13 protein-coding genes are annotated in these 19,373 nt (G+C 56.4%); 5 read left to right on the forward strand and 8 right to left on the reverse strand.

Features of this window, described 5'->3' with window-relative positions:
- Positions 1–14 precede the first annotated feature (14 nt).
- The 4 genes from C9411_RS03755 to C9411_RS03770 all read right to left on the reverse strand — a co-directional run bounded on the left by C9411_RS03755 (position 15) and on the right by C9411_RS03770 (position 3,490).
- Positions 15–1,202: an amino acid aminotransferase gene (locus tag C9411_RS03755; protein WP_107226441.1), complete on the reverse strand. Its 1,188-nt coding sequence runs from the start codon at positions 1,200–1,202 to the stop codon at positions 15–17.
- Positions 1,203–1,260: 58 nt separating this feature from the next.
- A complete protein-coding gene (locus C9411_RS03760) occupies positions 1,261–1,632 on the reverse strand; it encodes a RidA family protein (RefSeq protein ID WP_063990406.1) in 372 nt (123 codons plus the stop codon).
- A 1-nt stretch (position 1,633) separates the two neighbouring features.
- Positions 1,634–2,431, reverse strand: coding sequence for an alpha/beta hydrolase (locus C9411_RS03765; protein ID WP_107226442.1), 798 nt, complete (start codon positions 2,429–2,431; stop codon positions 1,634–1,636).
- 147 nt (positions 2,432–2,578) lie between these two features.
- On the reverse strand, positions 2,579–3,490 hold the full coding sequence (locus C9411_RS03770) for a LysR family transcriptional regulator (protein WP_107226443.1): 912 nt from the start codon (positions 3,488–3,490) through the stop codon (positions 2,579–2,581).
- Positions 3,491–3,589: 99 nt separating this feature from the next.
- On the opposite strand from C9411_RS03770, the gene C9411_RS03775 reads away from it, so the two are divergent.
- Both C9411_RS03775 and C9411_RS03780 read left to right on the forward strand, forming a co-directional pair.
- Entirely contained in the window at positions 3,590–4,207 is a 618-nt protein-coding gene (locus C9411_RS03775) for a glutathione S-transferase (protein ID WP_107226444.1), read from the forward strand.
- Positions 4,208–4,211: 4 nt separating this feature from the next.
- On the forward strand, positions 4,212–5,126 hold the full coding sequence (locus C9411_RS03780) for a pyridoxamine 5'-phosphate oxidase family protein (protein WP_107226445.1): 915 nt from the start codon (positions 4,212–4,214) through the stop codon (positions 5,124–5,126).
- 38 nt (positions 5,127–5,164) lie between these two features.
- Here C9411_RS03780 and C9411_RS03785 read toward each other — a convergent pair whose 3' ends face one another.
- Positions 5,165–5,380 (reverse strand): glycogen synthesis protein, encoded by a 216-nt coding sequence (locus C9411_RS03785; RefSeq protein ID WP_049201387.1) that lies wholly within the window; start codon positions 5,378–5,380, stop codon positions 5,165–5,167.
- Positions 5,381–5,591: 211 nt separating this feature from the next.
- On the opposite strand from C9411_RS03785, the gene gabD reads away from it, so the two are divergent.
- The 3 genes from gabD (at position 5,592) to C9411_RS03800 (ending at position 7,978) form a co-directional block, all read left to right on the forward strand.
- Entirely contained in the window at positions 5,592–7,067 is a 1,476-nt protein-coding gene (gene gabD / locus C9411_RS03790; protein ID WP_107226446.1) for an NADP-dependent succinate-semialdehyde dehydrogenase, read from the forward strand.
- Between the two features lie 106 nt (positions 7,068–7,173).
- The gene (locus C9411_RS03795) at positions 7,174–7,587 is read left to right on the forward strand and encodes a GyrI-like domain-containing protein (RefSeq protein WP_107226447.1); all 414 of its coding nucleotides are present in this window, start codon (positions 7,174–7,176) and stop codon (positions 7,585–7,587) included.
- A gap of 22 nt (positions 7,588–7,609) precedes the next feature.
- On the forward strand, positions 7,610–7,978 hold the full coding sequence (locus C9411_RS03800; RefSeq protein WP_165877169.1) for a glyoxalase superfamily protein: 369 nt from the start codon (positions 7,610–7,612) through the stop codon (positions 7,976–7,978).
- Between the two features lie 206 nt (positions 7,979–8,184).
- On the opposite strand, the gene C9411_RS03805 is transcribed toward C9411_RS03800, so the two are convergent.
- From C9411_RS03805 to C9411_RS03815, 3 genes are all read right to left on the reverse strand, one after another.
- Complete coding sequence (locus C9411_RS03805; protein ID WP_107226449.1) at positions 8,185–14,484, reverse strand: DEAD/DEAH box helicase; 6,300 nt, start codon at positions 14,482–14,484, stop codon at positions 8,185–8,187.
- A gap of 9 nt (positions 14,485–14,493) precedes the next feature.
- Positions 14,494–17,799 carry an STY4851/ECs_5259 family protein gene (locus C9411_RS03810; protein ID WP_107226450.1) on the reverse strand — a complete coding sequence of 1,102 codons (3,306 nt, stop codon included), beginning with the start codon at positions 17,797–17,799 and terminating at the stop codon, positions 14,494–14,496.
- 405 nt (positions 17,800–18,204) lie between these two features.
- Positions 18,205–19,328, reverse strand: a protein-coding gene (locus C9411_RS03815; RefSeq protein WP_233221864.1) for an IS3 family transposase whose coding sequence is annotated in 2 segments (ribosomal slippage) — positions 18,205–19,067 and positions 19,067–19,328 — 1,125 coding nt in all. Because the reading frame shifts where the segments join, the coding sequence is not laid out codon by codon here.
- Positions 19,329–19,373: the final 45 nt, after the last annotated feature.

Consider the following 19,373-nt stretch of genomic DNA (forward strand, 5'->3'; position numbering starts at 1 on the left):
GTTCCCGAGCGGAGTTAGGCGGTACGGGTGACGTCGAGAATGGCGGCGGTCACGTAGTCGATATTGCCGGGGTTGAGCCCCGGCAGGCACATGCGGCCGGGCGAAACCAGATAGATGGCGTAGCGCTGTCGCAGGGTCTGCAGCTGCGCTTCGTTCAGGCCGGTATAGCTGAACATGCCGCGCTGATCGCGTATGCGCCGGTGATCCAGCGAAGAACCGCCCCGCGCCAGGCTGGCGGCCAGCTGCTCACGCATCTGCTTGATGCGCACGCGCATTTCCGCCAGCTCATTGCGCCAAAGCTCACCGAGTTCGGCGTCGCCGAGCAGGGTCTCCACGATCTGGCTGCCGTGCGTCGGCGGGCAGGAGTAGCTGCGGCGGATCAGCGTTTTTAACGCGCCTTTGACGTTGGCGGCGTTTTCCGCATCGGCGCAGCGCACCGACAGCGCGCCCAGCCGCTGGCCGTACAGCGCCACGTTTTTGGAGAACGAGTTGCAGACCAAAAACGGCAGATCGGTTTTCAGCGCTTCGCGCAACGCCAAGCAGTCCTCCTCCAACCCGTCGCCGAAGCCCTGATAGGCGATATCGAACAGCGGCAGCAGGTGACGCCGCTGCAGCACGGCGAGCGTGGCGCGCCACTGCTCCGCCGTCAGATCGGTGCCGGTAGGGTTATGGCAGCAAGGATGCAACAGGACTACGCTGCCGGGCGGCAGGCTGTCCAGCGCGTCGAGCATGGCGGCGAAACGCAGGCCGCCCGCCGCTTCATCAAAGTAGGGATAGGTATTCACCCGCAGCCCGGCGCCTTCAAATATCGCCCAGTGATTGGCCCAGGTGGGATCGGACACCCAAATGTCACTACGCGCCAGAAAGTGGCGCAAAAAATCCGCCGCCAGCTTCAGCGCACCGGAGCCGCCGACGGTCTGCACCGTGACGATCTCGGCCGCCTGTTGCTCGCCGAACAGCAGCACCTGCACCTGGCGAGCGAACTGCGGCGAACCTTCGATCGGCGGATAGCCGTGCGGACGGCGCAGCGCCAGCAACCGCTGCTCGGCGGCCTCGACCACCCGCATCAACGGAATATTTCCCTGTTGGTCGTAATAGAGCCCAATGCCTAAATTCACTTTTTTCGGATTGGGGTCCTGTAAATAGGCCTCCATCAGCGACATAATAGGATCGGCTGCGGAAGGTGCAATCTGTTTAAACATGACGCATCCTTAACTCGTTATTGAATTAATATGAAGACGGACTTAATGAGAAATTAAATCAAGCGATGGCGCTGACGGTAATTTCTATTTTCATTCCCGGCACCACCAACTTTTCGACAATAACCGTGGAGCGATTGGGATAAGGATAACTAAAGTATTTCCGGTAAATATCATCGAGCAATTTAACGTCGTTGACGTCGGTGAGATAAACGATCACCTGCAGCACCTTATCGCTGTGGCTGCCCGCCGCCTTCAGCGTCTGCGCCAGGTTGTCAAAGGTTAACGTAATCTGTTGCTCAGGCGCGCCGGTCTCGATGCTGCCGTCCGCCCGCACCGGGCCGTGTGCGGTGAACAGCATGCCGCCGCCCCGGGTAGCCCAGGAAAAAGGCTGGCCGATGTTCGGCAGCCCGGTCTCTACGATCTCGCGCATGTCAGTGGTTCCCGTGCTGGTCAAGTTGGCGAAGCAGCGCGCCGTCGGCGGCGAACAACGCATCCAGAATGGTGAAATGATTGGCGCCGGGCACCGCGACCAGATCGGCCGGCAGCCCGCGTTGGCACAGCGCCGCGTGGTAGTGCTGCGACTGGCCGATCAGCTCCGGCAGCTCCAATGCGCCGTAATACAGCGTGAGCGGCTTACTGCACGCCGGCAGGTGGCGCGCCGGACTGAGCGTTTCAATCTGCCGCGCGGTCAGCTGCAGCGCCCGATTGACATAGCTCTCTTGCAGCGGCGCCAGTTCGAACAGGCCGCTGATGGGAAAGACCGCATCCACCAACGCATGCTGCTGCCAAAATGCCGCCAGATGCCCGCCGGCGGAATGGCCGCACAGATGCACCGGATGGGCATAGTGCGGCGGCAGACGGCGCTGAATGGCATCAAGCGCCGCCCCCACCTGGCGACAAATGGCGTCAAGATTAACCGCCGGCGCCAGCGCATACTCCACCAGCACCACGTCAAAACCCAACGCCAACGGCCCGGCGGCGATAAAGGCGAAATCCGCCTTATCGCAGAATTGCCAATAGCCGCCGTGAATAAAAATTAACGTCCCCTGGTGCTGTTTTGCAGAATAGATCCAATCAACCGTCTCGCGTTCGCTTTCGCCATACGCAATATTTTTTTCATGTTTTGCCTGATGATAAATAGCCGCACTGCGGGTTTGGAATGAAGCTAAAATAGCGTCTTCATTATTCACCGCAGCGCCGTTGTCATAACTCCCCACAAGTTGTTTCATATATTAAACTTCGTTTATTATTTAAGATATGAATTAACTATTAGCACCCGCAACATTATTGTCAAGACGAGCACATCAGCAATGCGCGCCCGGTAAAATAAAACAACACGGGCGGCGAAAAAGTTTAACCCATGAAACTTTTTGCGCTTATTTTCCCCGCCCGTCCGGCTGAATTTGCGGCAATACGCTGAGCCGCTCAAACGCATAATCCCAAAAGGCGCGCACCTTCAGCGGCATGCGCTGCGCCTGCTGCGCCACCAGCTGTACCGGCATCGGCAACGGCTCATGATCCGCCAGCAGCCGCACCAGCGTGCCGGCGGCCACATCGTCCGCCACCTGATACGAGAGCAGCCGGGCGATACCCTTGCCGGCGCGCACCGCCAGCAGTTGCGCTTCCACGTCGTTGAGCAACAGCCGGGGGGCCAAGCGCACCCGCTCGCCGTTTTCCTGCGGGCCGAAACGCCATTCGCGCAGCGACGGCCGCTGGGTGCCGACGATGGTGGCATGCTCCGCCAGCTGCGCCGGCGAGCGCGGCTCGCCGCAGCGCGCCAGGTAGGCCGGGCTGGCGACCGTCACCCGGCTGACCTGCCCCAGCCGCCGCGCTACGCGCGAAGAGTCTTGCAGATGGCCGATGCGCACCGCGATATCCAACCCTTCGTCAATCAGATCGAGATTGCGATCGTTCAACACCATTTCGATCTGCATCTGCGGGTAGTCATCAAGAAACGCCATCACCACCGGCGCCACGTAGCGGCGGCCGAACTGCACCGGCGAGGTGACGCGCAGCAAGCCGCTCAGCTGCGCTTCGGCGGTATCCTGTACCACCGCCTGATAATCCTGCAGCAGCTGTTGCGCGCGCTCCAGCAGCCGCACGCCCGCCTCGGTGGGCGCCAGCCGCCGGGTGGTGCGTTCCACCAGTCGGGTGCCGAACCGCTGTTCCAGCGCGGCGATCGCCCGGGTGATCGCCGGCGCCGAGCGCCGCAGTTTGCGCCCGGCCCCCGCCAGGCTGCCCTGCTGCACCACCGCCACGAAGATGGCCAACTCGTCTAACCGATCCATAGACTCTTCCGATAAGTGAAATTATCAATTTCCACATTGCCGGATTCCGCTCATTCACCGCAAGAGTATGCTGAAAAAAAAGCACTGAGGAGAAACGCCATGTCCACCATCACCCTCTACGGCACCCCGCTTTCCGGCCACGTTCACCGCGTGGCGTTGCTGCTGCGCATGCTGGCGCTGCCCTATGAATGGGTAGAAGCCTCGGCGGCGGTGCGGCAGAGCGCGGCCTTTCGCCGGCTCAACCCGTTCGGCCAGATCCCGGTTTTGCAGGACGGCGAGCTGACGCTGGCCGACAGCAACGCCATTCTGGTCTATCTGGTGAAACGCTATGCGCCGGACAGCCACTGGCTACCGGAACAGCCGGCAGCGGCGGCGCAGGTGCAGGCCTGGCTTTCCAAAGCCGCCGGCGAAGTCCGCTACGGCCCAGCCTCCTGCCGACTGATCGCCCAGTTCGCGGTGCCGGAGGATTATCAGGTGGCGCGGGCAATCAGCGATCGTTTTCTGCCGCAGATGGAGCAGCACCTGAAGGAGCGCACCTATCTGGCCGGCGAACAGGCGAGCATCGCCGATTTGGCCTGCTACAGCTATGTGGCGGTCGCGGCCGAAGGCGGCATTTCGCTGGCGCCTTACCCCGCCATACGCCGCTGGGTGGCGAGCATCGTGGCGCTTCCCGGCTTCTTCGCCATGCCCCCACTGCCGGCACCTGCGGTGAGCTGACGCCATGATCCCGCAACGGTTTCACCCCGATGAGCTGCGCGCGCAGACGCTGGCCGGTTTCGAGCGCGTGGGCGGCGGCATCTACCCCGCAATGCCGGATCAGCATCGTGCGTTTTTCGCCGCGTTGCCCTACCTGTTCGTCGCCACGCTGGATGACCAGGGCTGGCCCATCGCCACCCTGTTCAGCGGCCCGCCCGGGTTTTTACGCTCGCCGGACGACACGCACCTGCGCATCAGCGCACCGCGCCGCAACGACGATCCCGCTCAGGCGCTGTTGCTGCCCGGCAAACCGGTCGGCGCGCTGGGGCTCGACTTCAGCAACCGGCGGCGCAATCGCGCCAACGGCACCGTCGGCCGCACCGACAAAAACCGGGTGGAGATCGTCGTTCACCAAAGCTTCGGCAACTGCCCGCAGTACATTCAGCGCCGCGAACTCTACCCGGTGGAGAGCCGGCCACAGCCGGTTGAGCATTTAGCGTCGCTCGATGCGGCGGCGCAGGCGCTGATCCGCACCGCGGATACCAGCTTCGTCGCCAGCGGCGCGCACCTGGAACTGGCGCAGGGCGGCGTCGATATTTCCCATCGCGGTGGGCGGCCCGGCTTTATCCATCTGGAAGGCGACACGCTGTGGATGCCGGACTTTCGCGGCAACCGCTATATGAATACGCTGGGCAACCTGCTGGCCGAACCACGGGCGGCGCTGCTGTTCATCGATTTCGATCGCGGTGACGTGCTGCATCTGCAAGGAAAAACGCAGATCCTCTGGCGGGCGGAAGGAGATCCCGGCGTTGAAGGGGCGGAACGCTATTGGCGGTTTGACGTTCACCGCGCCTGGCGCTTTGCGGCGGCGCTGCCATGGCGGGGACGCGATCTGGAGTATTCGCCGGCGACGCTGGCGACCGGAGTGTGGCACCGCTGAAATGAAAAGCCCCGCTGCGGCGGGGCTGAATCGGGAAATTACAGGCTGTGTTCGGCCGCCGCTGCGGCCTGATAAAGCTGACGAAAATAACTCAACCGCGCAAAGAACAGGCGGCTTTGCTGTTCCGACATATTGCCGGCCACCTGCCCGGCGTCAATCTGCCGCCCTTGCCATTCCATCAGGGCGATACTCGACGCCAAAAAATCCATTTCGCTGCCGTAGGCTGCGAGATGTCTATCCACTGATTTCATCATTCGCACACTCCTTTTAATCACATCGAAAAGGGTCATATGCCTGCTCTTTCAGTATCGGCCCGACGGCGGATATTTTTTGTACAGAAGGTGCGCATGAAGAAAACGCTCATCTTGTCGCCACGCTGGCAAACGGCGACGGCAAAGTTTGCTAGGGTAAAGGGTAGCCGTATGGGATAGACCATTCTGTTGAACTCAGCAAAGGAAGAGACCAATGAGCACCAGCATCAGCGCTACCCTCAAGGATCCCACGCTGTTCCGCGAGGCCAATTACATCGACGGGCAATGGTTGCCGGCCACAGCAGGCAACACGATCGCCATCCATAATCCCGCCAACGGCGAGTTGGTTGGCCACGTACCGGCCTTCGGTGCCGAAGAAACCGCACGCGCCATCGCCGCCGCCAAAAAAGCGCTGCCCGCCTGGCGTGCGCTGACCGCCAAAGAGCGCGCCGGCAAGCTGCGGCGGCTGTTTGAACTGATGATGGAAAATCAGGAAGATCTGGCGCGCATCATGACGGCGGAACAGGGGAAACCGCTGGCCGAAAGCCGCGGTGAGATCGCCTATGCTGCCTCCTTTATCGAATGGTTCGCCGAGGAAGGCAAGCGGGTCTACGGCGACACCATTCCGCAGCCCCAGGCCGGTCGCCGCATCATCGTGCAGAAAGAGCCGATCGGCGTGTTCGCCGCCATCACCCCGTGGAACTTTCCGGCGGCGATGATCACCCGCAAAGCCGGCCCCGGCTGGGCGGCGGGCTGTACCGGGGTGATCCGCCCCGCCAGCCAGACCCCGTTCTCGGCGCTGGCGATCGCCGTGCTGGCGGAGCGCGCCGGGCTGCCCGCCGGGGTATGCAACGTGATCACCGGCCCCAGCAAAGGCATCGGCGGCGAACTCACCGCCAACCCGGATGTGCGTAAACTCTCCTTCACCGGCAGCACCGAAGTCGGTGCGCAGCTGCTGGCCCAGTGTGCGCCCACCATCAAGAAAACCAGCATGGAGCTGGGCGGCAACGCGCCGTTTATCGTGTTCGACGACGCCGATCTGGACGCCGCCGTGGCCGGCGCGGTCGCTTCGAAATACCGCAATGCCGGCCAGACCTGCGTCTGTACCAACCGTTTTCTGGTGCAGGACGGCGTGTACGACGCCTTCGCCACCAAACTGAAAGCCGCCGTCGCCAAGCTGAAAGTCGGCAACGGCCTGGATGACGGCGTCACCATCGGCCCGTTGATTAACCCGGACGCGGTGGAGAAAGTGCGCGAGCATATCGCCGACGCCGTCGAGCACGGCGCATCAGTGCTGCTGGGCGGCAAGCCTGACGCGCTGGGCGGCAATTTCTTCACCCCGACCATCCTGACCGACGTGCCGCGCACGGCGAAAATCTTCCGCGAGGAGACGTTCGGCCCGGTGGCGCCGCTGATCCGCTTCAGTCACGAGGCAGACGCCATCGAATTGGCCAACGACACGCCGTTCGGCCTGGCCGCTTACTTCTACAGCCGCGACATCGGCCGGGTGATGCGCGTGGCCGAAGCGCTGGAGTACGGCATCGTCGGCATCAACGAAGGGCTGATTTCCACCGAGGTGGCACCGTTCGGCGGCATGAAGCACTCCGGTTTGGGCCGCGAAGGCTCGAAGTATGGCATCGAAGACTATCTCGAGATCAAATACCTCTGCCTTGGCGGTTTGGGCGCCTGATACGAGTGGCCCCCGCACCTGCGGGGGCCGCTATCTGGCGGATCCGGAAAGCCTTTGCTACCTTTAGGCCTCTCGTTCGAACGGTTAGTTAAAAGGAATTTCCAGTATGCAACCTCTTGTGGTACAGCTACCCGGCTTTTACGTCGCCGGCCAAACGGTCAGAACCACCAATCAAGACGAAACCCGGCCCGAGACGGCTAAAATCCCCGCGCTGTGGTCAGACTTTTTCGCCACCTCGCCCACCACGCCGGTCTATGGGGTCTACTCTAACTACGCCTCCGACGCCGGCGGGCCGTTTGACGTTACCGCCGGCAGCGCGGCAGAGAACGGTCTACACATCCAACCCGGCCGCTATCTGGTGTTCCAGGCCCGTGGCGCCATGCCGGCGGCGGTCATCGCAGGCTGGCAAGCCATCTGGGCCTACTTCGAGCAACACTCGGAAATCGAACGCCGCTTCCTGACCGACTTCGAAGCCTATACCGGCCCCGAGGCGGTCGATATCCATATCGGCTGCCGCTAACGTAACAGTGAGATCGACGATGATCACTTTCTCCCCCGCCATTCCGATCCTGCGCATTTTTGCGGTCGACAAGGCCAAAGAGTTTTATCTGGACTTTCTCGGTTTCACGCTGGAGTGGGAGCACCGTTTCAGCGAAGATCTGCCGCTGTACATGCAGGTGAGCCGCGCCGGATTGACGCTGCACCTGAGCGAACACTATGGCGACAGCACGCCCGGCGCCGCTATTTTTATCCCGGTGCACGATATCGATGCGCTGCACCGGGAGCTCACGGCCAAAAACTACCGCTATGCCCGGCCGGGGTTGGAGGTTGTCGACTGGGGCAAAGAGCTGAACCTGACCGATCCGTTCGGCAACCGCCTGCGGTTTTGCGAGCAGAGTGGATCGGAATGAATGTGATAACGTTCATGAGTCCATTTTACCGTTCCACCGGGGCGGGGTCAGTCCAACTTTAGTCGCTCAATGTAAAGAGAACGGGGGGCTCACTGGCCCCCCGCGTCTACGTGACTCATCGTCCTCATCGGGACGCCCGTCATACCCCCGATTCTGCTGCATAAGCCTAGTACTCAAACATTAACTGCCGTGAGCAACCACTTAGTTCAATCTATGATGCAACTGATGTAAGTAGGCCAGTCGCCACTCTGCTGCATCTCTACATATGTATATTTTTCAATTATTTGCATATCCTGGTTATGATGCGGGGCACTGAAATCGAAGTTCATTTGATCCCTGCTTGGCACACGGACACGCCAATACCCCATACCCTGATCTAACAATATCTTGCTCGTTTTACCTGATGCCCAGCTCACAGTGATGACACGACAATGCAATAGATCGCGTGGTCGGTTCATGACGTTGATGCTAGGTTGAATATCGAACTGACGCTTGAGCCAGAGTTCGAGAATGGCCTGCTGATCATCCACGCGCATCCAGTCATGGTTGAACAAATAGCTTGGTTGGCTACCACTGGGAGCCAAGGTTTGCACTGTTAGCGATTGCAATTGCTCACTTCGGAAAAGTGCCAAAAATCCACTGAGCAACATTAGCGACCAGGGTGACTTCAGGTAACGATCAGAATAATCGATGCCTACGGGCTTATCATTGGCGATCAAGGCTGCCAGCTCGGGCATTTGCTTATTAATAAGCATGAGAAGGCGCTTTTTGAGTGCTTTAACAGTGCCATCAAGCTGAGTCGTGACTTCGACAATGCGAGCCCCTTGTGAATGTTGGTTCCATTCGCTGTAGTCGATGGTATTACCAACGAGAGCTGGCATCAGTTTGCTCGTAGCCCAGACCACATCAGAGTCGCCTTGCAGCCAATCAGAGCCTGGAACTCCAACAGTGTTTATGCTGCTGTACAGGCTCCTAACCCCAGCTTGAGAAACCAATTGAGCAATTACGTGAGGAGCACGTGTTGTTTCATGTTGCAACTCGATTAGGTCAACTCCCAGGCTAGCAAGCAGTCTCAATGTTTCCTTTTGCTCTGATCTCAGCTGGCTCGAGACTGAGATGCCAAGGCGGACTTTTAGTCCCTCAGTAATGGCCCAGGTCAACACTCGCTCACGGAAGCGAGGATGGTCGAGGTCCCAATCTACAGTATCGCCGTGCAGGCAGAGCATAATCGATGCAGTCAGGTCACGGCGATCCAAAGTGTTAATGGCGGAGCTCAGCTCGCGCAGAGGCCCAACGGAGCAATAACGAGCTCCTTGCAGAGCAGAAAACGTAGCCGGCAGGCCGAGGTGCTCAACCAATCGAGACTCATTCAGCCACCTTAGTGCCAGTTTTCGGTCCAACTCCTCGCGTTCGACACGGCTGTCCTGGCTGGCCAGGCAATGGGAGCAGACATTCTCACAGTTGGCCTTACAGTGCAGACGATCCAGCGCTTTAGTCAATAGCTGCGAGATATCCTGCAAACCAGCAAGTACAAAGCCAGCCCCTCCACTGACTTCATCAAACAACTGGATGACAGAGCGTCCTTTCCGTGTGTCACGATCACGATCCAGACGATAGCTAAAACCCATCTCGCTGCTCGCGATACCGAGCTGGTCGGCGATCTCGTCCCGCATTGCCACGCCTAGCGTGGTAGCAATCAAACGCCCCTCGGGCGTATCGGGCAACCATTCTCCTGTAAGCGGGTTTCTGAGGAATATTTCTAGCACATCAGTGCGGATCTGATAGCCCAGATGCAAATTGGCCTTAACGGTTTCACCGGAACAATCGCGATCCTTGCGGCTACCCGCTAGCCCACCGACTGGGCGGTGGCTCTTGTCAGGTTGCAACTCTTTGGGGATTTGATCTATTGCAAGCATTGATTCTGCCCGGCCACAAGCCATACAAACGGCATAACCCGCTTCGTGCTCGCCTGAAGAATGATGGAACACACTGCCCTCATGGCCAAAACGCACAAAACCGCAACGTTGGTCTGGTAGTGCAATGTTTTCGCCAATAAGCTGGATGCGTGGCCGCTCGACACGGATGAATTTTTGTGACGTTACATCGTTGGTAGTGGGCTCGTAAAAATCAGTCAAAAAGCCACCAGGGCGAAGTACAATGCGGCGTTCGTTAATGGGAATGGAAGTAGTACAATGCGAGCAGCGCAGTCCCTCGTTATTTGCATAGGCATTTTCGGTCACCCCTGTATTTCCACACTCAGGGCAGAACCACGCAATGTCAAATTTCTGAGCCTCATTTACCTGACCATTTGCGTGCCACTGTAAGCTGACACCGGCAGAACGATAGACTCGCCCATCAATGACGACTTGAGCTCCCGGCGCATATTCACGAATAGCTATATCCAAGCTACGCGATGGCATTTCCTTGTTGTCAAAGATGCTATCTTCACGACTGATGCTACTTTTGTGCTTCTCATACACGAAGTCCTCAACGTTATAGGTTTTGAGGTTTACCACATCGGTCGGAAAACCATAGCCAGGCAGAATTGCTGAAGACGCAAGCGAGCGGAGCAAATACTCGTTTTCATGGCGGGTCTTTTCCAATTCCAAAGCCTTCTTATATGGCCCATCACTGGCAGTATGCAGTTTTTGGTTGATATTGCGGTATTCCCCCAGCCAGCGAGCCTGTAGATCGTGGAATGCAAGCCTGCTTTCGTTGGTGATTGAACTTAACGATCGGCCTTGCAGACAGGTACCCTTCACCAACTGCTTCACGGCACTTTGATATTCATCTGCACAGGCCATGATCCAAGCCATGAAGTGCTGACAAGGCGAATCGTCCGAGGTGAAGAACCACTGCAGGGTCAGCTTGGTACGATCGCCATCATTGCTGCTGTGCATGCGAAGGAATAAAGCCAGTAACAGCGAGTTGACGTGCCGCTGCACGATCCGTTTAGAACTGAGAGTAATGCTTGGTGCCGGAATTGCAGTCACGAACGGCCATTTGGGATTGGCGAAGGCACGCTGGTTATGCGGATCGGCCTTACACAACGTATAGGCGATGGCCCGAGCCTCGCTGCGTCGCCCCGCTCGACCGGCGCGCTGCAGATAGTTGGCCGGATGTGGCGGAAGATTGTTCATGACCACGGCTGAGATGCCGCCGATATCCACCCCCATTTCCATGGTGGTAGAGCAATTCAGCACGTTGATATCGCCGCACTTGAACTCTTCAACATAGTCATCCAGCCGTTTTGCCGACTGCTGTGCCGAATGTTCTGCAGTTCGGTAGTAGAACCCCCCCTCGACCGCACGGTCACTGATATCCGTCCACAGGCTCTCCTGGCGCAGCTTGGCAATGACAGGATCTCTCGCGACAAGCTGACGGATCTGCACCTGCTTGGGAACCGGCGAGCCATCCAACATCAGGCTGCTCAGGGCGGGAAGCTGGACTTTCTGGCAGCGGTAGTCCTGGCTCAGCAGTTTGTGGGGCAAATAGGGAGTCAGACCACGGAAGGTGGTATCGAATATGCGCCGGGTCAAGGGGCAGAGCCAACCCTCTGCAGGTAGCGAGAAGGTGAGGGTTTCCAGGCGTAAACGGTGGCCAGTATCGGAAGACTCCATAATCCCCGCATTGACCAATGCCACCCAAGCCGCTTCAAGCCAACCATTGATCTTCTCGGCATCCGCATTCATGGCGCGATTCAGCCCGGTTGCCAGCTCAAGTAGCTTGACCAGACGGTGGGGCGTGCCTGGCTTGATCTGCGGCCACCTCCTGATGGTGCTACTTTCCTGCACATCGCTCTTGGGCGAGTATAACGCTTTAGGGCTGAAGCGGCTCCCCATCCAGCGGCGCATCTTGTTTTCCATCGGGATGAAAGTGTTCTCCCGGACGTAGAAGTCGAGTGCAACCTTGAGGAAGTCACGCCAGTCGTCCAACGTCAGAGCGCTTCTGGGATCATTTGCAGCGCCCAGAGCGGGAATAGCGCGGGCATCGCCCCACAAAGGTGGAGTCGTCGTCACCTTCTCTAGTCCTTGGTAGCCGACCTTAATCAGTCCCAACGTTTCCGTGCTGTTCTGGTTCTTGGGGCGCCTGGAGAACTCACGCGCCAGCAGCAGGCGCGCCATAGTCAGTCCTCCCTCACTGCCATCGAACAGAGCCGGATTGGCATAGCGGTTGTAGCGTAAGATGAACTTCTCGATATCCCTAGCTTCCGCGATGGTTTCGGCCATCTGTGGCCAAGGAATGCTCTCAGCCTGATTGGCTGGCTCAGCCCCGTTCTGCAAAACTTCAGCTTGCTTGCGCAGTTCTGCCGCCATGCCAGCCATACCTATTTTTTCCAGGTTTTCTGCCTGGGCCAGAAGCTCTGCCGGATTGCCGCTGGGGGTGTCCTTGGGAGCTGCATCAGCCTTGGCCTGCGCATTCCTTAGTGTTTCGAATACTAGCCCGCGTAGCCGCGAGCGCTCAGCTTCCTGTTGCATCCGCACCGCCATGCGCGCAGTACCCTGGCGGCTGTCGGTAAAGGTAATCAGCTTGCGCCCTCTCCCTGGCAGTTCTTCGGGAGAGCGGCCTTCACAGTCAGCCTTGTCAGGATCAGGGCAAAACTCTAGGACGGTCGGCACGGCATTGGCGATGTAGAATGGAGCACCGAGATAGGCTTTTCTCAGGAAGTCATTGGTGCCAAATGATGAGTTGCCGCAGTGGCTACAGCAGCCATCCTTTTCCTCGGTAAGCACAATCTCGATGTTGCGAGTAGCACTCACAGCTCCCAGTTTCTGGCTTTCCAGATCGAGAGTGAACGTGAAATAGGGCTCATGTGCCACCGGCAATCTGGCAATGATCAGGCGTGTGCTGGCGGTATTCATCGCTGGCAATCCGGCGATTATAGGGCGTGTGCTGGTGGCATTTGCCGTCACGAAATCGGCTGGTGGATCCTCGCTACCATTTTCGTGATTAAGTGCGAACTCATCACCGGCGTAAGGACTGGGCTGGTGCAGCTCGCCATTTCGATCTTCTGCCAATAGGTGCGGCGTCTTACAGTCATCACAGAAACCCATTTCGTACACTGGCGCGTTGCACTCGCAGCGCGCCCGTTGGGTCACATATACATTGCCGAAAGGCCAGTCCTGCAGGTGGCTGGATTTAGCGCTGCACTGCGGATCGACGCAGGCCCAGAGGCCATGCAGCATGCGCTGGAACAAGTGGATGCGTAGCTTGAGGAACGGTGGCTGGCCTTCATTCGGATACGTGCCAGTCATGGTGTCGAGCCAATCGAGCATCTCCTGCTGCTGTTCAAGGGGGCTGCGCCCCTGCAACTGCTCTGTGACTGAACCAATCAGGTCATGCAGGTCTAAGGGCTTGTCAGAACTGACCACCGAGTGGCGCAAGCTCCTGGCGATGATACTGCCGCACAAAGCTTTATATCGTGCAGGGGATACTTCTGCTTCTGGGTCAATAGCACGAATAGCTTGCAGGGTAAGATTGTGGTTTAGCGACTCTACGCCAAGATCTGGCCAAACTCGTGAGCCTCCGATAACTTCGACATGGTCAAGTGGGATACCGGCCAAATCAGACAAATAGCGTTTCAGCCGATCCTTCGCATCAGCACCAGCGATTGTTGCCGAAGTGGCTATGAAACGAATTTGCTCGGGCTGACCACCGAAGGCCTGAACCACCCGACGCAGCAACAATGAGAGTTCGGCGGCCTGAGATCCCACATAGGTGTGTGCTTCATCGAGAACAATCCAACGTAACGATTTCTGCTTTTTGGAAATTTCCAAGATATCGTTGTCGACCTGACGCACCAACATGTACTCCAGCATGGTGGCATTGGTCATAAGGATCGGTGCTGGTTCCTTGCGCAGCAACTCCCGCGACAGAATCTGATTGGGTCTCAGCAGCTGTTCCTTGCGAACGTCATTTACTCGTTCTACAGTCTTGCCGTTGTACAGACAGAAACGAATGTTGCTGCCGTAGTTGCGAGTCCAAGCGTCGAGTCTCTCCTGCTGGGAGTTGATCAGGGCATTGAGTGGATATAGGAACAGAGCCCGAACGCCAACTAACGCCGCTTTGGTATGTTCATGCTCGCGAACCAGATCCTCTAGAATTGGTACCATGAAGCACTCGGTTTTGCCCGAACCGGTGCCGGTGGTGATGACTGCAGATCGTGGCACCTCATTTAGCAGAGTGCGCCAAGCATGCAACTGATGAACATAGGGACGTGCCGTTTTGGGGAATTGATAGGCTGGGGCATTGGCAAGCGAATCAAGCAAACTTGTGGACAGTAATCCCTCGGATTGCAGGTCTCCTAAGTGCAGCTCGGCTTCGTGCCAACCAAAAGTATGTTCAAATACAGGCGGTGCAAGGAAGCAGCCCTCCTCCCCTAATATGTTCACCATGCTTGTACTTAGGTGACGACGCAAGCCTGAGTGATTGATACCCAAGACCCCTAGCGTTGCCTCACGGGTACGCTCAAGACTTTGCTCAATTAGGCTCCTGAAAAACCGCATAACAGCTCCTTATGCCTCATCATCTAAATTTGAGGCCAGCAGATAGGACACCATCAGGGCGTGGACCGGTATAAACCAGCCCTGACGGTCAAAATCGGAAACCAAGCGAATAGCGAACTTCAGATAGGTAGGAGTCACGGGCAGGTCGGTGATTTGGGCTCTACCTGCGGTTACGAAGGCCATAAAGATCGGCAGATAGGCCACAGCATCAGTAAACGACACTAGTGAAAGATTCTTTAGTTGAAGTGGGATCTGCTGTTGCTCGATCCAGCGTGAAAGCTCACTACCGAGCAAAGTTGGCCAGCTCCGATTGGATTCATGCAAGTGACGTAGCCCTTGATACCAGACTGGTAAAATCTGTCCAACAGGTAGTTTCTTCAATGAACAGCGATTACCTGTACTCAGATAGTCATCCAGATGGTCGAATCCGGAAACAACACAACGCAGCACGCTGGCTCGATTCAAGATGAGATTGTTGATCAAAGCTTCAGGTAGACCGGTCAGATGCATGCTATCGAGGAATAGTCGATAGGCTTGCACCCATAGTGGAAGCGGAATCCCCTCCCAGATAACGGCAAGCTCGTCGTGTATGCGTACGCAAAACGATTCATTCATCTCCAACCGGAATACTGCGAAGCTCAACGCTGCTTGATTGCGCGATAGAGCCTTCCAGGTTTCGAACGACGACAACGGAAGGTGCCGGTAATTCTGCTTCAGGTCAGCAAGATACTGCCAGCCACTGTGGTTAAAGTCGGTTGCCATTGCTGCAATCTGCTGCTCAATGACATCCGGATAGTAGAGGGGGTGGAAAAGCTCGGCTGCACGATGTAGTGAGTTCGCCTCAAACTCTGAGCCGAGGCTATTGGCCGGGTTAATAAATAGTCCCGGACGAAAACGCACACTTGATTGTGCACCCGGATAGATAAGCCATGGGCCGTTAGATTGCATTTTCTCTGATATCTCGAAGCTACCCGTCCCAACTGTTTCGCTGGTTTTCTCAGCTAGTACCAACGGCATGCGTTTGGGATCGGACAGAAGCATCACCTCAGCCTGAGCACCATCGAGAATTACTGCGTTAGAGGAGTTGCGGATACAGAAGGCATGCTTCCCCTCCCACTGGATCTGCCCGCCATAACGTCTGATATCGAGTTTAAGCAACGGTTGTTCGGTTTCTACAGACAGCCTGATATAGGCATCCTGCTCATCAACTGCACCGAGCATGTTCTGCATATCGCTCAGATAACTGAATAGGCTAAGCATGACGGGCGTCGCACCAACCGGGATGCTGAAAGTGCATTTCGGGTGTGGATACGTATTACAGATCAGCTCCATCCCCATGTAGAAGATCTGTCCCTGTGGATATCCGGAGGTTAGCACGATTCGGTAACCGATCAGTTCGTCCTGGTTCAGCTCATGGATGCGTGACGGATGACCATTTGGGTCCAAAAGGCGAGCTCCCTGATAGGGGTAAGGAAGATGCAGCCGAATTGGCGGCATGCCCTTGCTGACCTCCAGCATAAATGAGGAAGGGGGATGATCGCCTTGGTGGCGGATTAACAGAGCATGTTCGGACTTTTCTACGACCAAAGCATCGCTGATGACATGTAGATCAAGCTGGCATGTATCCTTGAGTAAGAGACGAGCGGGGGTTTGTCCCTGTGCGGGCATCAGAGACAAACTGAACTCCTTGGGCAGAACCCCGAATCGGCGCTGCAGTAACGTCTTGCCCGCTTGATGACGTAGGGTATAGCTGACCAAACCAGAGTGATTATTACGCTGCCGCTCCAACCGTTCGCCGTTGACGAACTCAAGCAGTTCATTCCTTGAGTAAGCATAGCCTTCGGGCAACTCAAGGCTTGGCCAGCCCAGATACGTGATCGAGGGAGAGCTTTCATTGAGAGCAAAAGTACCTGAGAGCATGGGTTTGCAGTCATCACTGCGCGCCTGATTCAGCTCGATCTGGTAACAATCAATGCCATTGGAAAAAGAAAGGTCAGAAACAGCTTCCAGCCAATGGCCATTTTCCGTATCTAGCGCCAAAGTCTCTGGAGCGACGCCAGCAGATGTGATGAAAAAACCCTGAGGAATACGAAGCCGAGCCAGTGCAGAGGCCACCCAGCAGCTGGACATTGCAACCAGTTTCCATTGTTCAGATCGGAGCTCGAAGACAAGTGGCGTATCCAGGTGATCAAGAGCACTGCCATCGAAGAACAAGCAGTGTACCGTACGTCCACTATCCAATAAGCGAAGGCTCAGCGGCTCGTCGAGCTTGCAGCGTTCCACCGTAACTTGCGTGCAGGGAAAACGCACTTTGATGCCATTATCTGTGAGGTGTCCATAAACGGTAGCCCCCCGAGCCAATAGTCGATCACCTTCGTAGTAAGCAATCTCTAAACGAGTACTGCTCAGCATGGACTGAGCTATTGGGAAGGTCTCTTCGTTGGGGAGCTGCATCTCACTGTGTATTGACCATTGAGGCAGCGTGCCCTGTAAAAAATGCTCGCAGGTGAACGCCCGCGTCTTCTCTAGTGCCTCTTTGCGTTCCTGACGTTTCTGGTCCGCATCACGTAGCCAATCATTGAGCAGGGTGCGTGCATTGCTTTTATCAAGCGGAACCGGAAATGCATCCCGCCAGCCAGATGCATGCATATCGAGGTAGTTGGCTGGATCCTCCTGATCCTTAAGAGGGAACTGCTCCACCAGATACATAAGTTGATCGACGATACCTGCCAATAGCCTACGCGTCTCCAAATTGCGAAATGCTGACGGAAGTTCTTCCTCAAAGTCAGCCATAAGGTCAGCGGTGGTTCTTCGATTACTCTCAGTACGGTAGAAGTTCTTAATACCTCGACGCACAGCTCGTCCAAAACCATGTGACTCACTTTGCACCAGCGGCCAAGGCAGCCCTCCCTCAGTAAACAGCGAACCAAGCCAATCCCGACCACTTTCACGAACTCGAACCGGCCTCTTCCAATACGCTAATCCACTATGCGTCAGGCTGGCATGTTGTTGCGCAGTCAATGATGTTCCAAGTAGCGACTCTGGCCCGGCCCATGACCAAATGCAGTTGTAATCACGCCTGTACTGCTCACTGACAAAAAGACAAAAACAGGCGGCTAGGTACTCCGAACAGTTTGGAGGCAAGCCTCTCTTGAAGCAGCTTTTTAACAACTTAATAAGCGATTGATACTCTGATTCAGTAACCTGGTAACTGTAGAGTGGCTTCCCATTAGGCCCTTTGAACATTGCACGATTAAACAAAAGCTCACTCAGCCAAGCCTTAGCAGTTGTTGTAACGGGGGCAGTCAGCTCCATAGAATCTCTTTTCCGGTTAGCTCAATACCGAGCATTTTGCCATCAACAGCCTAAAAACAACCCAATGCTCTCGATTGGTGCTCTAAACTCTACCGGGACAACTGACTCATTGGAACCGACTCAACTCTCGTTTTTATAATTTCATCATTAAATCGCACTTACAGCATGTCAGATACACAGTCCTCCCCCATTTGCGGCGTACTCGACGCCAGTTTAATCCCCCTTATAGGCATGAAATAATGATTGCCAACACTCTTCACCATCGAATCCGCTGCTTTACCAAACAGAATGAATCATGGCAAGCAGAGCCAAATCTGAGATCTCAGCCGGAGCAACCAGATGGTTGGTGTTAGTGTTGACCACCTAATAAACGTGAATGTGACCCCGAATATGATCCAGTCATAATCAGGAATAACCGGCTTCATGTTGGTTGTGTATTCTGGCAACCGGCAGACTTGTCAGCAAATTCTGACGGGTCATCCAGCCCAGCGCAGAATGGGGACGCCTCTGGTTATAGTTTATGCGCCAAGCCTCGATTTTGCACCGTGCATCCTCCAAAGACATAAACCAGTTCTCATTCAGACATTCCTGCCGTAATCTGCCGTTGAAAGACTCCACCGTCGTATTGTCCGTCGGTGTTCCCGGGCATGAGAAGTCGATTCTGATGCCTCTTTCGTACACCCATCTGCTCAGTATTTTCCCTGCAAATTCAGAACCATTATCGGTTTTCAGCAACTGAGGTAAAGGACGTCTGAGCGCTATACTCTTCAGCATTTCTGCCACTTCTGTTGAACGCAAATTTTGCCCCACGCAGATCCCCAGGCATTCGCGGGTGTACAGGTCGATAACCATCAGCAGGCGCAGCCGTCGCCCGTCAAACAACGCATCAGAGACAAAATCCATGCCCCAGACGTGATTCGGATACAGACCCTGAGGCTGCGGTTGTCGGCATTGGGCCGATTTATTGCGGCGTGGCCGTTTGAGGCGCAGCGACAGACCCCGCTCACAGTAGAGGCGATAGATTCTTTTGTGATTATCGCGCCAGCCTTCCCGCCTGAGCATCACGTGTACCCGGCGGTACCCGTAATGAACCCGGGTTTCGGTTATCTCACGGATGCGTAGCCGCAGTGGACTGTCGTCGGCGGCCACAGAACGATATCGAAACGAGCTGCGGCTGACCCGCAGCGCAAAACAGACCTGTCTCTCACTGGCACCGTAGTGGGCTTGCAAATCCCTGCCCCATTCGCACAGGCGTGCCAGCGTCAGCTCTTTTTTGCCAGCACGTCCTGCAGCATCGCCTTGTCGAGGCCCAGATCGGCAACCAGCCTCTTCAGCCGCAGATTTTCCTCTTCCAGTTGTCGCATATGCTTCAGCTCTGAAGGAGAAATACCGTCGTATTTTTTCCGCCACGTATAGAAAGTGGCATCCGAAATGCCCAGCTTGCGACAGACGCCCGGCACTGATGTACCCAGTTCAGCCTGCTTCAGGGCAAAAACAATCTGCCCTTCGGTGAATAGTGGTTTTTTCATCGGCACATCCTCCGTTCAGGGGAGTCATTATCATGCCGGAATTCT

The organism is Serratia sp. Nf2 (assembly GCF_003028435.1).
Classification (GTDB): Bacteria; Pseudomonadota; Gammaproteobacteria; order Enterobacterales; family Enterobacteriaceae; genus Serratia; species Serratia marcescens_L.

Bases quoted from the DNA above. Each gene is read 5' to 3' on its own strand.
- C9411_RS03755 (WP_107226441.1), bottom strand. From the start codon at position 1,202: ATGTTTAAACAGATTGCACCTTCCGCAGCCGATCCTATTATGTCGCTG.
- C9411_RS03760 (WP_063990406.1), bottom strand. From the start codon at position 1,632: ATGCGCGAGATCGTAGAGACCGGGCTGCCGAACATCGGCCAGCCTTTT.
- C9411_RS03765 (WP_107226442.1), bottom strand. From the start codon at position 2,431: ATGAAACAACTTGTGGGGAGTTATGACAACGGCGCTGCGGTGAATAAT.
- C9411_RS03770 (WP_107226443.1), bottom strand. From the start codon at position 3,490: ATGGATCGGTTAGACGAGTTGGCCATCTTCGTGGCGGTGGTGCAGCAG.
- C9411_RS03775 (WP_107226444.1), top strand. From the start codon at position 3,590: ATGTCCACCATCACCCTCTACGGCACCCCGCTTTCCGGCCACGTTCAC.
- C9411_RS03780 (WP_107226445.1), top strand. From the start codon at position 4,212: ATGATCCCGCAACGGTTTCACCCCGATGAGCTGCGCGCGCAGACGCTG.
- C9411_RS03785 (WP_049201387.1), bottom strand. From the start codon at position 5,380: ATGATGAAATCAGTGGATAGACATCTCGCAGCCTACGGCAGCGAAATG.
- gabD (WP_107226446.1), top strand. From the start codon at position 5,592: ATGAGCACCAGCATCAGCGCTACCCTCAAGGATCCCACGCTGTTCCGC.
- C9411_RS03795 (WP_107226447.1), top strand. From the start codon at position 7,174: ATGCAACCTCTTGTGGTACAGCTACCCGGCTTTTACGTCGCCGGCCAA.
- C9411_RS03805 (WP_107226449.1), bottom strand. From the start codon at position 14,484: ATGCGGTTTTTCAGGAGCCTAATTGAGCAAAGTCTTGAGCGTACCCGT.
- C9411_RS03810 (WP_107226450.1), bottom strand. From the start codon at position 17,799: ATGGAGCTGACTGCCCCCGTTACAACAACTGCTAAGGCTTGGCTGAGT.